This is a genomic window from Hyunsoonleella pacifica (assembly GCF_004310335.1).
GTDB lineage: Bacteria > Bacteroidota > Bacteroidia > Flavobacteriales > Flavobacteriaceae > Jejuia > Jejuia pacifica.
Map to the genome: position 1 here is coordinate 140,238 of NZ_SIRS01000006.1, position 14,344 is coordinate 154,581.

Annotated in this window: 15 protein-coding genes; 12 read left to right on the forward strand and 3 right to left on the reverse strand. The window is 32.0% G+C overall.

The window, feature by feature from the left end:
• Positions 1-450 precede the first annotated feature (450 nt).
• Positions 451-2,940, reverse strand: a complete 2,490-nt coding sequence (locus tag EYD46_RS15060; protein ID WP_130938000.1) for an outer membrane beta-barrel family protein — start codon at positions 2,938-2,940, stop codon at positions 451-453.
• 103 nt (positions 2,941-3,043) lie between these two features.
• Between EYD46_RS15060 and EYD46_RS15065 the strand changes: the two genes are divergently transcribed.
• The gene (locus EYD46_RS15065) at positions 3,044-3,406 is read left to right on the forward strand and encodes a CoA-binding protein (protein ID WP_130938001.1); all 363 of its coding nucleotides are present in this window, start codon (positions 3,044-3,046) and stop codon (positions 3,404-3,406) included.
• On the opposite strand, the gene EYD46_RS15070 is transcribed toward EYD46_RS15065, so the two are convergent.
• Positions 3,377-4,825, reverse strand: coding sequence for a sodium:solute symporter (locus EYD46_RS15070; RefSeq protein ID WP_130938002.1), 1,449 nt, complete (start codon positions 4,823-4,825; stop codon positions 3,377-3,379). The two genes, EYD46_RS15065 and EYD46_RS15070, sit on opposite strands and share 30 nt — an antisense overlap.
• 124 nt (positions 4,826-4,949) lie before the next feature.
• Between EYD46_RS15070 and recR the strand changes: the two genes are divergently transcribed.
• The 11 genes from recR to ftsY all read left to right on the forward strand — a co-directional run bounded on the left by recR (position 4,950) and on the right by ftsY (position 13,373).
• The gene (gene recR, locus EYD46_RS15075) at positions 4,950-5,567 is read left to right on the forward strand and encodes a recombination mediator RecR (protein ID WP_130938003.1); all 618 of its coding nucleotides are present in this window, start codon (positions 4,950-4,952) and stop codon (positions 5,565-5,567) included.
• A 10-nt stretch (positions 5,568-5,577) separates the two neighbouring features.
• Entirely contained in the window at positions 5,578-6,675 is a 1,098-nt protein-coding gene (locus EYD46_RS15080) for a glycosyltransferase family 2 protein (protein WP_130938004.1), read from the forward strand.
• Between the two features lie 89 nt (positions 6,676-6,764).
• Entirely contained in the window at positions 6,765-8,090 is a 1,326-nt protein-coding gene (locus EYD46_RS15085) for a dihydrolipoamide acetyltransferase family protein (RefSeq protein ID WP_130938005.1), read from the forward strand.
• Between the two features lie 92 nt (positions 8,091-8,182).
• On the forward strand, positions 8,183-8,956 hold the full coding sequence (locus tag EYD46_RS15090) for a 3'-5' exonuclease (protein WP_130938006.1): 774 nt from the start codon (positions 8,183-8,185) through the stop codon (positions 8,954-8,956).
• A 297-nt stretch (positions 8,957-9,253) separates the two neighbouring features.
• Positions 9,254-9,865, forward strand: a complete 612-nt coding sequence (locus EYD46_RS15095; RefSeq protein WP_130938007.1) for a fumarylacetoacetate hydrolase family protein — start codon at positions 9,254-9,256, stop codon at positions 9,863-9,865.
• Position 9,866: 1 nt separating this feature from the next.
• Positions 9,867-10,208 carry an Hpt domain-containing protein gene (locus tag EYD46_RS15100; RefSeq protein ID WP_130938008.1) on the forward strand — a complete coding sequence of 114 codons (342 nt, stop codon included), beginning with the start codon at positions 9,867-9,869 and terminating at the stop codon, positions 10,206-10,208.
• Positions 10,209-10,210: 2 nt separating this feature from the next.
• Complete coding sequence (locus EYD46_RS15105) at positions 10,211-11,461, forward strand: competence/damage-inducible protein A (protein ID WP_130938009.1); 1,251 nt, start codon at positions 10,211-10,213, stop codon at positions 11,459-11,461.
• Positions 11,462-11,542: 81 nt separating this feature from the next.
• Positions 11,543-11,779 (forward strand): 50S ribosomal protein L28, encoded by a 237-nt coding sequence (gene rpmB, locus EYD46_RS15110; RefSeq protein ID WP_057778512.1) that lies wholly within the window; start codon positions 11,543-11,545, stop codon positions 11,777-11,779.
• Between the two features lie 23 nt (positions 11,780-11,802).
• Positions 11,803-11,985 (forward strand): 50S ribosomal protein L33, encoded by a 183-nt coding sequence (gene rpmG / locus EYD46_RS15115; protein ID WP_092579068.1) that lies wholly within the window; start codon positions 11,803-11,805, stop codon positions 11,983-11,985.
• 34 nt (positions 11,986-12,019) lie between these two features.
• Positions 12,020-12,172: a DUF4295 domain-containing protein gene (locus EYD46_RS15120; protein ID WP_092579066.1), complete on the forward strand. Its 153-nt coding sequence runs from the start codon at positions 12,020-12,022 to the stop codon at positions 12,170-12,172.
• Between the two features lie 247 nt (positions 12,173-12,419).
• Entirely contained in the window at positions 12,420-13,373 is a 954-nt protein-coding gene (gene ftsY / locus EYD46_RS15125) for a signal recognition particle-docking protein FtsY (RefSeq protein ID WP_130938010.1), read from the forward strand.
• Between the two features lie 191 nt (positions 13,374-13,564).
• Here the strand turns inward: ftsY and EYD46_RS15130 are convergent, their stop codons facing one another.
• A complete protein-coding gene (locus EYD46_RS15130; protein ID WP_130938011.1) occupies positions 13,565-14,236 on the reverse strand; it encodes a class I SAM-dependent methyltransferase in 672 nt (223 codons plus the stop codon).
• Positions 14,237-14,344: the final 108 nt, after the last annotated feature.

Below are 14,344 nucleotides of genomic sequence, written 5' to 3' on the forward strand. Positions count from 1 at the left end.
ACCCGAAACCGATATTTTACATACAGTTTCGGGTTTTTTAAATGCTATTAATCAACTGGTTTCAATTAACACAAATTTTGAAAAGACAAGCTCTTATGGCTTAGTAAGATGATAATAGCTAAACAAATGTTTTAAGATCTATATATTCTTCTAGTTCTTATGAAAACAAAACTCGAAATTTGTAGAATTCCGAGTTTTAAATGTGTCTAGACACATTAACCGTTTTTAATGAATCTTTTAAAAAGCGACTAACTCAAATAATTACTAAATACGGTTTTTGGTTACTTAATAACGTTTTGAATCAAATTATATTGCTGTAGTTTTTGATTTTAACATTTTTAACAAATTTAATTATAAACCAAACCCTCAAAGTTTAAACTTTGGGGGTTCTATTTAATAATCTAAATATAACACTAACCATCAACTATTATTAGATTACTAAAATGTCTTTTATAAGAAACCTCCACTACCTTGTTTGGTGTTGTTGTCTCTTTGTTTTCTACGTAATGCTCTGTATTTTCCACCTCCAAATCGGTAAGATAAGGCGATATTCCATGTATTGCTTTCCCAGTTAAATTGTCCCATTGCAGGATAAGGTGTGGTACTATTAAACTCAAAATTCATAGTATTAAAGATATCACTATAATTAAAGCTGAGTGTAGCACGTTGCTGCTCCAAAAATGAATAGCGCATCCCTGTATTAAGCATAAACATAGGTTCTCTAGTAAATTGTATGCCTTTTTCTTTACCCCGATACATTGTAAATAAAGAAAAACTTAACTTTTTAGAAGCTTTAAAGTTGTTAAAAAGCCTTAAGTTCCATACCAAATTATCAACTTTCGTGTTTTGTGTAACGATATCTGCTTCTGTTGCGTTGGGTAAATCATCAGTATCTATTATTTCTGTTATACCTCTTTGTTCTTGAGAATATAAATCAAAACTACCGTTTAAGCTCCACCATTTTGTTGGTCTATAATTACTTGATAATTCCACACCATACGCTGTAGTATTATCAAAATTATCAAAAGTTAAAATAGCGTTTCCTGCTGGGATATTATTTCTGTCAACACGTACAAAACGGTTAATATTATCTTCAATTAATCTAAAAAACATGCCACCAGTAACACTGCCCTTTTTTAATTTCCGAGTGTAATTTAGCTCAACCGAATTTGTGAATTGCGGGAACAATTGTGGGTTTCCAAAGGAGGATACTCTTGGTGTAGCCCATTCCCTTATTGGATTTACTTGTTGTAAGCCAGGTCTGTCTACGCGACGGCTAGCACTAAATTGATATGTGTTTTTATCCGAAGCTTTAAAACTTACAAAAATAGAAGGATACACTTGAAAGTAATCATTTTCAAAAGGAATAGATGTTGTTGTATTGTCCGTAAAAAATTGAAGCGCATCAGCTTCTTCTATTACCTGTTCAAACCGTGCTCCTATTTGGTAGTTCCATTTTTCATTAATGGTTTTTGCAAAAGTTACATAAGCTGAGAAAATATCTCTGTTGTACTCAAAATCTGTGCTTGGTGTTGCAATAACATTGCCTTGTCCGTCGAAGGTTTGTCCTGTAGAACTATAATTCACATCAGAATTAAAAAAACGTGCTTCTAATCCAGCTTCCAACTTAGATGTTTCATTCAGAGGTTTTACGTAATCCACATTAATAAATGTTTGGTCTCTTTTGGTGTCCACCATATCAACATAATTTGGAGGAAAGCTGAAGTTTCTAAAATTGAAATTTGCAATTTCATCATTTTCAAAACTATTATGGTCTATCTCTACATCTAAAGTTTCATCCTCCTCTTCGTTAAAAATATGTTTGTAAGCCAAATTGTATTGGCTTGATATGTTATCTGTTACATTGCTAAATAATTGAGTCTGATTTATAGATCCGGGGAATGCGATTAAGGTATTACCAAAACCATTTCCATCAAATGTATTTTGATTAGTAAACACCGAAATGGTATTTTTATCATTCATATAGAAATCTACACCAAACTTGTAAAGGTGCGATTTGTTGTCATTTCCGAATTTGAAATCTTGACGAGAATCATCATCAAGTCTGTTTATATTGCCAAAATTGTCATATTTACCAATATTATTACCATAATTAGCATAAAAATTAAATTTTCCGTTACGATAGTTCATGTCTATAGAACTATTGAATTTTGCAAAAATCTCTTTAGTAACACCAACATTTAAATTTCCGTTAAACCCAATTTGAGTGTTTTTATGAAGTTTAATGTTTATAATCCCACTCATGCCCTCAGGGTTATATTTTGCTGAAGGATTTGTAATAAGTTCAATAGATTTAATAGATGTAGAAGGTATCTGGCGCAAAAGTTGTGCGACAGGAACATTACTTAATTTGCCATCTACCATAACACGTACATTTTCGTTGCCTCTTAAACTAATATTACCTGTTTGTTGGTCAACATTTACAGAAGGTAGATTGTTCATAATATCACTAGCGGTAGGACCAGCAGTGGTAAGGTCTTTACCTACAGTAATTACTTTACGATCTACTTTTTGCTGTATGGTAGAAACTTCGGCAACTACAGTAACAGCCTCTAAACTTTCGAGCGCTTCTTCAAGATAAATATCTCCAAGATAAACTTTGTAGTTGCCCTTTTTTAATGCAACAGTCTTGTTATAAGTCTTGTAGCCTATATATTGTATGCTAACAGTAATATTGCCTTCTTCTATTTTTTCGACTTTAAAAGAGCCGTCATCTAGAGTAATACCTCCAGTTAAAGTTTCTCCTTTAGTGTTTTTGATAATAACGTTTACATAAGGTAAGGGTTGTTTTAGTTTTGCGTCTAAAACTCTACCCGAGATAGTTCCTCTTTTAACGTCGTTAGGATCTGTGGAATTAGCATGAGCTGAAAATGAAAATAAAGCAAACAAGAGAATGCTTAATGAAAAAAAACGTTTCATTTGGATTGATTAGATTTGATTGATGATGATTATAGATAACAAAGAGACGTCTCTTTTAGAATAATGTTACTTGTTTTAACAAAAAATTAAATTTTTTAACATAATGAATAAAAAAACTTTGGTGTTAGGAGCCTCTTTAAAACCTAATAGGTATTCTAATTATGCCATACAACGGTTAGTGGCAAATAAAGTTGAAACTGTGGCCTTTGGATTAAGAGAAGGAGAAGTATCTGGTATAGTTATAGATACAGAATTATTGAATTATGAAAATATTCACACAGTAACTTTATATTTAAATCCAAAACGACAAAAAGAATATTACAGTTACATAGTTTCTTTAAATCCAAAGCGTGTTATTTTTAATCCGGGTACTGAAAATCCAGAGTTTTATGAAATTTTAAAAGAAAATAATATTGCATTTGAAGCAGCATGTACTTTAGTCTTGCTTTCTACGAATCAATATTAACCCTAGGAAAGTAAATAAACCATTTATAATTAAAATTTCAAACCCTATTTGATAGCCGTTAAATAAATCCACGGAGTATTTGTTTAAAATATAGGAAAGTATTGGTGCGATAATAGCAATAATCCAAACATAACGATCTTTTATATTCTGTTTGGTAAATATGCCAAAGGCAAAAAGACCTAAAAGAGGACCATAAGTATAGCCTGCAGCTTTAAATAATTCCCAAATAACGGAAACGTCTTTGAAGATTAAATCAAATAGAATGATAACTATTATTAGAAGTATACTAATTAATACGTGAGTTCTTTTTCTAATCTTTTTTTGAATCTTTTTAGGTTTTTTATCCAATTCAATAATATCTATGCAGAATGAGGTAGTTAAGGATGTTAGGGCAGAGTCAGCACTAGAATAGGCTGCTGCTATAAGTCCCAAAAGAAAGAATGCTGAGGTTAAAGTACCAATTTCTGGCAGCATGGCTATAGTTGGAAACAAATCATCTTTTTTAGCTGTTATACCATGTTGATTAGCATATTGTGTTAGCAATAAACCTAAAACCAAAAACAAAATATTAACAAAGATTAAAACTATGCTAAACGAAACCATATTTTTTTGAGCTTCTTTTAAATTTTTGCAGGTTAAGTTTTTTTGCATCATGTCTTGGTCTAACCCTGTCATCGTAATTGTAATAAACATTCCAGCTAAAAAACTTTTTATAAAATACTGGGAATCATTTATGTCTTCTAAAAAGAAAGTTTTACTCAATGCGCTTTTGGTAACATTAGTGTAAATTTCAGAAACGCTATTTAAATCAAGAGCAGATGCAAGAAACGTTATCGTTATAACTACTGATACTAGCATAAATAGTGTTTGGAGTGTATCTGTAAAAATAATAGTTTTAATACCACCCTTAAAAGTGTAAAGCCATATAAGAACAATAGTAATAATAACTGTAATGAAAAATGGGATTCCAATCTTATCAAAAACTAAAAGTTGTAACACTTTTGCTACTAAAAACAATCTAAAGGCAGCACCTATTGTTCTAGAAATTAGGAAGGCTATAGATCCTGTTTTATAACTTAAAATTCCAAATCTATCTTTTAAATAAGAGTATATAGAGGTTAAATTAAGCTTATAATATAATGGTAAGAGCAGGTATGCTATAACTAAATACCCAAAAAAGTAACCAAAAACAACTTGTAGGTAACCAAACTGTTTTGTTTCTACAGCACCAGGTACTGAAATAAAAGTAACACCAGAAAGTGAAGCACCAATCATTCCAAAAGCTACCAAATACCATGGTGCCGATTTGTTGGCTTTAAAAAAGGCATCGTTAGAATCCTCTTTTCCAGTGAAGTAAGAGATTAAAATTAGAACAATAAAGTAAGCTGCTATTAAAAGTAGGATTTGAGTAACACTCATAAAATTAATTTTCAAGTTTTGAAAATACAACTATTCAAATTCAAAATCAAAATGTGATAATAGGTATTTTGATTGCAGGTTCTAAAATTAGCGAAATTGATGTGTAAGTACTATTTTCGCATTTATGGAATTCTCCTCAAAGTTGTTAGAAAATGCTGTGAATGAAATCTCTCAATTACCAGGTATTGGTAAGCGCACGGCATTGCGTTTGGTATTACATTTGTTGCGTCAGCCTAAAGAACAAACAAATGCATTATCTCAAGCATTACTTGATATGAGAATGAATATTAAGTTTTGTAAATCATGCAATAATATTAGTGATGTAGAGTTGTGTGAAATATGCGCTAACCCTAATCGTAATAGTCGTGTGATTTGCGTTGTTGAAGATATTAGAGATGTTATTGCTATAGAAAATACAAGTTCTTTTAAAGGCTTCTATCATGTATTAGGAGGTAAGATTTCTCCAATTGATGGTATTGGACCGCATGACTTAAACATTACGCCTCTGGTTGAAAAAGTAAAATCAGGAGATATTGATGAAATTATTTTTGCTTTGAGTTCTACTATGGAAGGAGATACAACTAATTTTTACATTTTTAAACAGATTAAAGAATATAATATAACTACATCTACCATTGCAAGAGGTGTTTCTGTAGGAGACGAATTGGAATATACCGATGAGGTTACCTTAGGTAGAAGCATCTTAAATCGTGTGCCATTTGAATCTTCTTTAAAACTATAATTTTATTTTTTTGAAACTATCTGTAGTTATATTAAATTATAATGTATGTTACTTTTTAGAGCTCTGTTTAAAAAGTGTACAAGCTGCTATTGCTAATATTGATGCTGAAATTATTGTGGTGGATAATAATTCACAAGATGATAGCTGTGATATGGTAAAGCAGAGGTTCTCTGATGTAAAATTAATTGAAAATAAAAACAATTATGGTTTTTCAAAAGGCAATAATATAGGTGTTTCACATGCGAAAGGAGAATACATTTGTATTTTAAACCCAGATACAGTAGTTGCTGAAGATACTTTTGAAAAGTTATTAGAGTTTAGTGAAGGAAAGCATAATTTAGGAGCAATAGGGTGTAAACTAGTAGATGGTAGAGGTTGCTTTTTACCAGAAAGTAAACGGAATATCCCTTATGTAAGAGCCGCTTTTAAAAAAATATTTGGAGATGCCTCCGATTATTACGCAAATCATCTCTCTAAAGATGATATTGGTAAAGTTAATATTTTAGTAGGAGCTTTTATGTTCTTAAGGAAAGAAGTTTATGTTAAGGTTGATGGTTTTGATGAAGACTATTTCATGTATGGAGAGGATATCGATCTGTCTTATAAATTAATAAAGGCTGGTTTTCAAAATTATTACTTAGGAAACATAAAGGCAGTACATTTCAAGGGAGAAAGTACATTAAGAGATAAGCATTATGCACGTAGGTTTTATGGGGCAATGCAGATTTTTTATAAGAAGCACTTTAAGAAAAATATTTTATTTGATTTAGTAGTAAGATTAGGGATAAGAATAGTGTATTTTTTTAGAGGCACTAAGATTGAGAAAGTAAAGTCTATTTATCAATATATATTAATTTCAGATAAAGTGAATGAAAGATTAAGTGCTGTTTTATCTGAAAATTTTAATGTTAGAGATGTTATGAGTGATTTTCAAAAAGACACAGAAATCATACTGGATGCTAACTATTTAAGTTATGCTAATATTATAGAGATTATGCATAAATATGCCGGTCAAAAAAAATGGACTTATAAAATATTACCTAATAACTCTAGTTTTATTGTGGGGAGTGACGATGCTATAAGTAGAGGGGAGGTTATAAATTTTTAAGGTTAAATATTGAATTTAATTCAAAAAAATTAATGTTTTTTAATTAATTTTGCAATTGAAATAACAAATAAAGGCTTTAGTTTAAATAAATGGCAAAGTTTGAATTGATATTACCGAAAATGGGAGAAAGTGTTGCTGAAGCAACAATCACATCTTGGTTAAAAGATGTTGGTGATACTATTGAATTGGATGAAGCTGTATTAGAAATAGCTACTGATAAGGTAGATAGTGAAGTGCCTAGTGAAGTGGAAGGTGTTTTGATTGAAAAACGTTTTGAAGTTGATGATATCGTGCAAGTGGGTCAGGTTTTAGCTATCATTGAAACAGAAGGAGATGATATGCCTATTACAGAAACTATCAAAACTTCTAAAACAGAAGAAACAACAGCAGTGGTTAAAGAACTTACCGAAAAGATTGAAATAGCAAAGACTGCCGTTAGTTCTACTGTACCATTGGTATCAAATAACGAACGTTTTTATTCGCCATTAGTTAAAAATATTGCCAAACAAGAAGGGATTTCTCAAGACGAATTAGATGGTATTCCTGGCACAGGAAAAGGCGGAAGAGTTACTAAGAATGATATTTTAAGTTACATTGAGAGTAGAGGAATAACTCCTACGCAAAATATAGAGTCTAAACAAAAAACATCCAGTCCACCAAAGCCTGTTGTATCAAAAGCTGAATCTAAACCAATGGTAGTAAGTGGGGAGGATGAAATTATTGAAATGACACGTATGGGGAAATTAATTTCCCAACACATGACAGATTCTTTACAAACTTCTGCTCACGTACAAAGTTTTATTGAGGCAGATGTAACAAAAATATGGAACTGGCGTAATAAAGTAAAGGATGAGTTTGAAAAGCGAGAAGGTGAAAAATTGACATTTACCCCAATTTTTATGGAAGCTGTTGCTAAAGCCTTACGTGATTACCCTTTATTGAATATCTCTGTTGATGGAGACAAAATCATTAAAAAGAAAAATATTAATCTAGGTATGGCAACAGCTCTTGCTGATGGCAACCTTATTGTACCCGTAATAAAAAATGCAGACCAATTAAATTTGGTTGGAATAACTAAGCAAGTTAATGATTTAGCAAGTAGAGCAAGAAATAACCAATTAAACCCTGATGATATTAGTGATGGTACGTATACAGTTACCAACGTAGGCTCTTTTGGAAGCATTATGGGTACACCTATAATCAATCAACCTCAAGTTGGTATTTTAGCATTGGGAGCAATTAGAAAAGTACCTGCGGTTATTGAAACCTCGGAAGGGGATTTTATTGGTATTCGTTATCGTATGTTTTTATCACATTCTTACGACCACCGTGTTGTTAATGGAGCACTTGGCGGGATGTTTGTTAAAGCAGTGAAAGACTATTTGGAAGCTTGGGATAGTGATAGAGAAATTTAGAAAGTTTAAAATATAATTGGAAACCCAACCATTAATGGTTGGGTTTTTTATTTTTGTAACATCAATCAAGAAAATAGTAAAAACAAGATTTAATGCAACTAAACCTTACTAAACCCATTTGTTTTTTCGATTTAGAAACTACGGGTATCAATATAACTTCAGATAGAATTGTAGAGATTTCCATATTAAAAGTGTTTCCTAATGGAAATGAGGAACGCAAGACATGGCGAGTGAATCCTGAAATGCCTATTCCAAAAGAAGTTTCTGAAATACATGGCATTTATGATGAAGATATAGCTGATAAACCCACGTTTAAGGAATTAGCTAAGGAAATTTATAATATGATAAAGGATTCAGATTTAGGAGGGTTTAATTCTAATAGATTTGATATTCCGCTTTTAGCAGAAGAGATGTTGCGTGCCGATATAGATTTTGATATGAAAAACCGCCAAGCTATTGATGTGCAAACAATTTTTCATAAAATGGAACAGCGCACGTTAAGTGCTGCCTATAAATTTTATTGTAATAAAAGTTTAGATGATGCGCATAGTGCAGAAGCTGATACTAATGCCACCTATGAAGTGTTAAAAGCACAGATAGAAAAATATGACGAATTAGAAAATGATGCTAAATTTTTAGCAGAGTTTAGTTCTAGAAAGAAGTTTGCTGATTTTGCTGGTTTTATTGCATATAATAAAAAAGGAGAAGAATGTTTTTCCTTTGGAAAGCATAAAGGGAAATTGGTTATCGAAATATTGGAAAAGGAACCTGGTTATTTTGGATGGCTGTTAAATGCTGATTTTCCGTTATATACCAAAAAGGTACTTACAGCTATTAAGTTGCGAAGTTTTAATAATAAGTTTTAGTAGGCAGTAGATAGAGTATGTAATATTGGGCTATGTAACTGAGAAAACATAACTTTTTATAAGTATGAGTTCCCCTCCTTAAATAGGCTAGGAGCGGGTTATTAGAGCAAGAGTGACGCGTTAGGGATTGAACGGCATGTTTGAAATCCCTGACGCAGGAGGGGTTGAGTAGAGAAAGCCCGACCCCTTGTGGGTAACGCCCAAATAAAATATAATGTACTCATGAGTACAGAATTGAAAGTTTATAATTTAACGTTAAGAGTTCCTCTCCTTTGGAGAGGTTAGGAGAGGCTTGATATGAAACTAATTTGCATAGGCAGAAATTATACCGAACATATTGAAGAGTTAGAAAACGAGAAACCCACAGATCCTGTGGTGTTTTTAAAGCCAGACACAGCTATTTTATTAAAAAAGCAACCATTTTTTATTCCTGATTTTTCTGAAGATGTGCATCATGAGGTAGAGGTTTTAGTAAAGATTAATAGAGTTGGTAAGCATATTGACAAAAAATTTGCACATAAATATTATAGCGAAATTGGGCTTGGTATTGATTTTACAGCTCGTGATTTACAGAGCAAACTAAAAGCCAAAGGGTTGCCTTGGGAAAAAGCTAAAGCATTTGATGGTGCTGCTGTCGTTGGTAAATGGATGTCAAAAACAGAATTTGAAGACATTAATAAAATTAATTTTTCTCTAAAAAAGAACGAAATTATTGTACAAAAAGGAAATACAAGCCATATGCTTTGGAAAATTGATGAATTAATAGAATATGTTTCTAAATATTTCACTTTAAAGATTGGAGATATTATATTTACGGGCACACCTGCTGGAGTTGGTAGGGTTGTTGCTAATGACAAATTAAAAGGTTTTATAGGAGACACCGAATTATTTTCTATAACTGTTAAATAACATGGAACAACATTATAAATTATTTAGAGTAAAGGAATTAGCTGATAATGATGATGATTTTATTATGGCACTGGCCGCTACATTTTTAGAGGAAGTGCCTGAGGATGCAGAGCGTTTAAAAAAAGCAGTTGCTGAAAAAGACTATCATACAGCTTACCAAGCGGCTCATAAAATGAAACCAACAATAGATTTATTTGAGTTGGGCGTTTTACAAGACTTAATTGAAGTACAGGATTGGGGTAAATTTACTAAAACTGATATGGATATTACAGACAAGTTAGATATCGTAATTACTGCTGTAGATAATGCTACTGCAGAGATTAAGTCAGATTTTGGATTGTAACTATGTTAGCAGAAATTATAACCATTGGCGACGAACTTCTTATAGGTCAGGTTATAGACACCAATTCTGCTTTTATTGCTAAAACATTTAATAGTATTGGGGCATCTATCTATCAGATTACTTCTGTGCAAGATGATAGAGCACATATTCTTCAAGCGCTAAAAGATGCTGAGAGTCGTGTTGATATTATCATTTTAACTGGAGGTTTAGGGCCAACAAAAGATGATATTACCAAAAAAACTATCGCTGAATATTTTAACGATACCTTAGTACGCAATGCTGATGTAACACAAAATATAGAAAACATCTGGAAGAAGTATGTTAGACAAACTTTGCTTCAGATAAATAAAGACCAAGCATTGGTACCTTCGCAAGCCACAGTGTTGATGAATGAATTGGGTACGGCTCCGGGTATGTGGTTAGATAAAGGTAACAAAACATTTGTGTCTTTGCCAGGTGTACCTTTTGAAATGAAAAAGCTTATAGTGGATAAGGTAATTCCTATGTTAAAGGAAAAATATCAATTTCCATTTATTTTACATAAAACCTTGCTTACTTATGGTTTAGGTGAAAGTACAATAGCTAAACGCATTGAAGCTTGGGAAGAAGCACTTCCAGAAACAGTTAAGTTAGCCTATTTGCCAAAACTAGGTAGTGTAAGATTGCGCTTATCCTCTAAAGGGTTTAATGAGAAAGAGGTACGGCAAAATATTGATAAGGAAGTAGAAAAAGTATTGCCTTTAATAGAAGATGCATTTGTTGGGTTTGAAGATGAAGCTGAATCTCTTGAAATTATTATTGCTAATAGATTAACACAATCTGGGAAAACTCTAGCAATTGCCGAAAGTTGTACAGGCGGTAACGTAGCAGAACAATTCACTCAAAATGCAGGAGCATCAGCGTATTTTAATGGTGGCGTTGTTACTTACGCTACAGTATCTAAAATTAAGGTATTAGGAGTTTCAGAAGATGTTATTAAAAAGCATTCGGTTGTTAGTAAAGAAGTTGTTGAGGCTATGGCAAAAAATGTTCGTGAGTTATTCAATTCAGATTATGGTTTAGCTACAACGGGAAATGCAGGTCCTTCAAAAGGAGATTCAGATGCTGAAGTAGGCACTGTTTTTATTGCTATTGCCACGAAAGATAAAGTGATTTCGGAATCGTTTATGCTAGGCTCTGCAAGGAAACGTGTTATTAAAAAAGCTGTTAATAAAGCCTTAGAAATGCTAGAAAAAGAAATTTTGAAAAATTGATAAAATTTTAATTGCCATAATTCAAAATTTAAGTATATTTGCACCTCGTTTTTAAGCAACAACATTTAAAAGTTAAAAGTAATGTCAAGAGTTTGTGAACTTACAGGGAAAAAGGCAATGGTTGGTAACAACGTGTCTCATGCAATGAATAAAACTAAGCGTAGATTTGATGCTAACTTAGTAAAGAAACGTTTTTACATTCCAGAAGAAGACAAGTGGATAACTTTAAAAGTGTCAACTTCTGCTTTAAAGACTATCAATAAAATAGGAATTTCTGCTGCTATTAAAGAAGCAAAATCTAAAGGTTTTTTAAAATAATACGCAGCTTAAAGTAGTATAAAATGGCAAAGAAAGGCAATAGAATACAGGTAATATTAGAATGTACAGAGCATAAAGAGTCTGGACAACCAGGAACTTCAAGGTACATTACTACTAAAAACAAAAAGAATACGCCAGACAGAATGGAGTTAAAGAAATTTAACCCAATCCTTAAGCGTATGACAGTTCATAAAGAAATTAAGTAATAAGCTTCAAACCGTAAGCTAAAAAAAATAAGCCATGGCAAAAAAAGCAGTAGCATCGTTACAAACAGGATCTAAAAGATTAACCAAAGCTATAAAAATGGTTAAATCTCCAAAAACTGGAGCATACATGTTTGTAGAATCAGTAATGAGTCCAGACCTAGTAAACGATTTCTTAAATAAGAAATAAACGTTTATTATTACAATATATAAAGCTGCTGTCTGTAAAGACAGCAGCTTTTTTTATATTTATACTCAAGAAAAATGACAATATTTCCGATTCCAATTAAAGGCAGGAAAGTTGTTATAAATTATTTGGGCGTTACCACAAGGGTCGGGCTTTCGGCAGTCGCTCTCTGCGAGGAGCTTCAACAAATACCTCAATCCCTAACGCGATAACGGCTTTTTTAGTAAACCATAACGAGTAAACAACAAACATGAGTTTTTTCAAAAAAATATTCTCTTCAGAAAAAAAGGAAACTTTAGATAAAGGTTTAGAAAAATCAAAATCAAGCTTTTTTGGGAAGTTAAGTAAGGCCGTAGCAGGAAAATCTAAAGTAGACGATGAAGTTTTAGATAATTTAGAAGAGGTTTTGGTAACCAGTGATGTAGGTGTAAATACTACGTTAAAAGTTATTGAGCGCATAGAAGAGCGTGTAGCAAAAGATAAATATTTAGGCACAGATGAACTTAATCAAATTCTTCGTGAAGAAATAGCAAATCTGCTTTCAGAGACTAACTCAGGAGAAGAATCTGACTTTACCATCCCAGAAGGTAAAAAACCTTATGTGATGATGGTGGTTGGTGTAAATGGTGTTGGTAAAACCACAACCATTGGTAAGTTAGCAAGTCAGTTTAAAAAGCAAGGCTTAAAAGTGGTTCTAGGCGCAGCTGATACCTTTAGAGCAGCAGCCATAGATCAGCTACAAGTTTGGGCAGACAGAGTGGATGTGCCTATTGTAAAACAATCCATGGGTAGTGATCCTGCATCCGTAGCTTTTGATACGTTGAAAAGTGCAGTAACCCAAGATGCCGATGTGGTAATTATTGATACAGCTGGTCGTTTACACAATAAAGTTAATTTAATGAACGAGCTTACTAAGGTAAAGCGCGTAATGCAAAAAGTGGTGGGTAATGCGCCGCATGATGTACTTTTAGTTTTAGATGGCTCCACAGGACAAAATGCTTTTGAGCAAGCCAAACAATTCACAGCAGCCACAGAGGTAACATCACTCGCAGTTACCAAACTAGATGGAACAGCAAAAGGAGGGGTTGTAATAGGTATTTCAGATCAATTTCAAATCCCTGTGAAATATATAGGCGTTGGAGAAGGTATTGACGATTTACAAGTGTTTAATAAATATGAGTTTGTAGATTCGTTTTTCAAGTAATCCAATCCCTGTGAAAACAGGAGTCTGCTTTTATGAATAAGTCGAGATTTAACGAATAGAAAAAATAATATTGCAAAGTTTTAAGAATAAAACAATTCAATTATAATAACGTGGTAAACTTTTTTAAAATTTTTATTTGTCGAGCATTACTTGCAGAAGTCTTATTGCCTATTTATAGAAAAAGTTAATATTTACGAATCAAAATTTTTATAAACAAATACATCCCAATAGCCAAATTTCTTTTTAAAACGACCTGATTTTAAAATTTCATTTTCGTATAAAGGTACGTAATAGATAATAGTAATTTCCCTTGGAAGCTCTGTATAGCTATCTTCTATGTTTTTAATTACCTCTGCCATAACGTTTTTTGGGAATGGATTAAAAAAGTAGAAGTAGTTATAGCGACTTAAGTCTTTAAAATCTCTGGCGTCATAATTATATATTGTAGACTTATCTATACTTAATTTTGTTAAGTTTTTTTTGGCTGTTTTTGATAGTGTTTCAGATATTTCTACACCATCAACTTTTCTAAAAGGATATTTAGATATTACATAAAGCATTTTGCCCTTACCACAACCAAAATCTAAAATAGCATCAGTTTCTGAAATATTTAAGTTGTTTAAAACATGCTTTACCCTGCCACTGCTACCGGCCATATAATGATGAGAATTATTTTTAGATAAGCCTAGTTTTTCTAAACTTTCTTGTTTGGTAAAATCTAACCCTTTTAACCTTTCTTTTAGTATAGAAATATTTGATTTTAAACCTAAATAGTTTGTGTAAATAAATTTTGTTGGTTTTAATAAGAATTGGAAGTTATTATCCCTGTCTATTTTTACAATTTCATTAACTAACTTACTCATATATCTAAAAATTTTTAATTTATAGATTTAGGGAAATTATATAAAAAGCGGATGCTCAAAATACAATTTTTTTAGTAAATTTTAGTTACTAAAAGACTTATTTTTTGT

Excerpts from the sequence above, each read along its gene's own strand:
- EYD46_RS15060 (WP_130938000.1), bottom strand. The coding sequence starts at position 2,940 with ATGAAACGTTTTTTTTCATTAAGCATTCTCTTGTTTGCTTTATTTTCA.
- EYD46_RS15065 (WP_130938001.1), top strand. The coding sequence starts at position 3,044 with ATGAATAAAAAAACTTTGGTGTTAGGAGCCTCTTTAAAACCTAATAGG.
- EYD46_RS15070 (WP_130938002.1), bottom strand. The coding sequence starts at position 4,825 with ATGAGTGTTACTCAAATCCTACTTTTAATAGCAGCTTACTTTATTGTT.
- recR (WP_130938003.1), top strand. The coding sequence starts at position 4,950 with ATGGAATTCTCCTCAAAGTTGTTAGAAAATGCTGTGAATGAAATCTCT.
- EYD46_RS15085 (WP_130938005.1), top strand. The coding sequence starts at position 6,765 with ATGGCAAAGTTTGAATTGATATTACCGAAAATGGGAGAAAGTGTTGCT.
- EYD46_RS15090 (WP_130938006.1), top strand. The coding sequence starts at position 8,183 with ATGCAACTAAACCTTACTAAACCCATTTGTTTTTTCGATTTAGAAACT.
- EYD46_RS15095 (WP_130938007.1), top strand. The coding sequence starts at position 9,254 with ATGAAACTAATTTGCATAGGCAGAAATTATACCGAACATATTGAAGAG.
- EYD46_RS15100 (WP_130938008.1), top strand. The coding sequence starts at position 9,867 with ATGGAACAACATTATAAATTATTTAGAGTAAAGGAATTAGCTGATAAT.
- EYD46_RS15105 (WP_130938009.1), top strand. The coding sequence starts at position 10,211 with ATGTTAGCAGAAATTATAACCATTGGCGACGAACTTCTTATAGGTCAG.
- rpmB (WP_057778512.1), top strand. The coding sequence starts at position 11,543 with ATGTCAAGAGTTTGTGAACTTACAGGGAAAAAGGCAATGGTTGGTAAC.
- rpmG (WP_092579068.1), top strand. The coding sequence starts at position 11,803 with ATGGCAAAGAAAGGCAATAGAATACAGGTAATATTAGAATGTACAGAG.
- EYD46_RS15120 (WP_092579066.1), top strand. The coding sequence starts at position 12,020 with ATGGCAAAAAAAGCAGTAGCATCGTTACAAACAGGATCTAAAAGATTA.
- ftsY (WP_130938010.1), top strand. The coding sequence starts at position 12,420 with ATGAGTTTTTTCAAAAAAATATTCTCTTCAGAAAAAAAGGAAACTTTA.
- EYD46_RS15130 (WP_130938011.1), bottom strand. The coding sequence starts at position 14,236 with ATGAGTAAGTTAGTTAATGAAATTGTAAAAATAGACAGGGATAATAAC.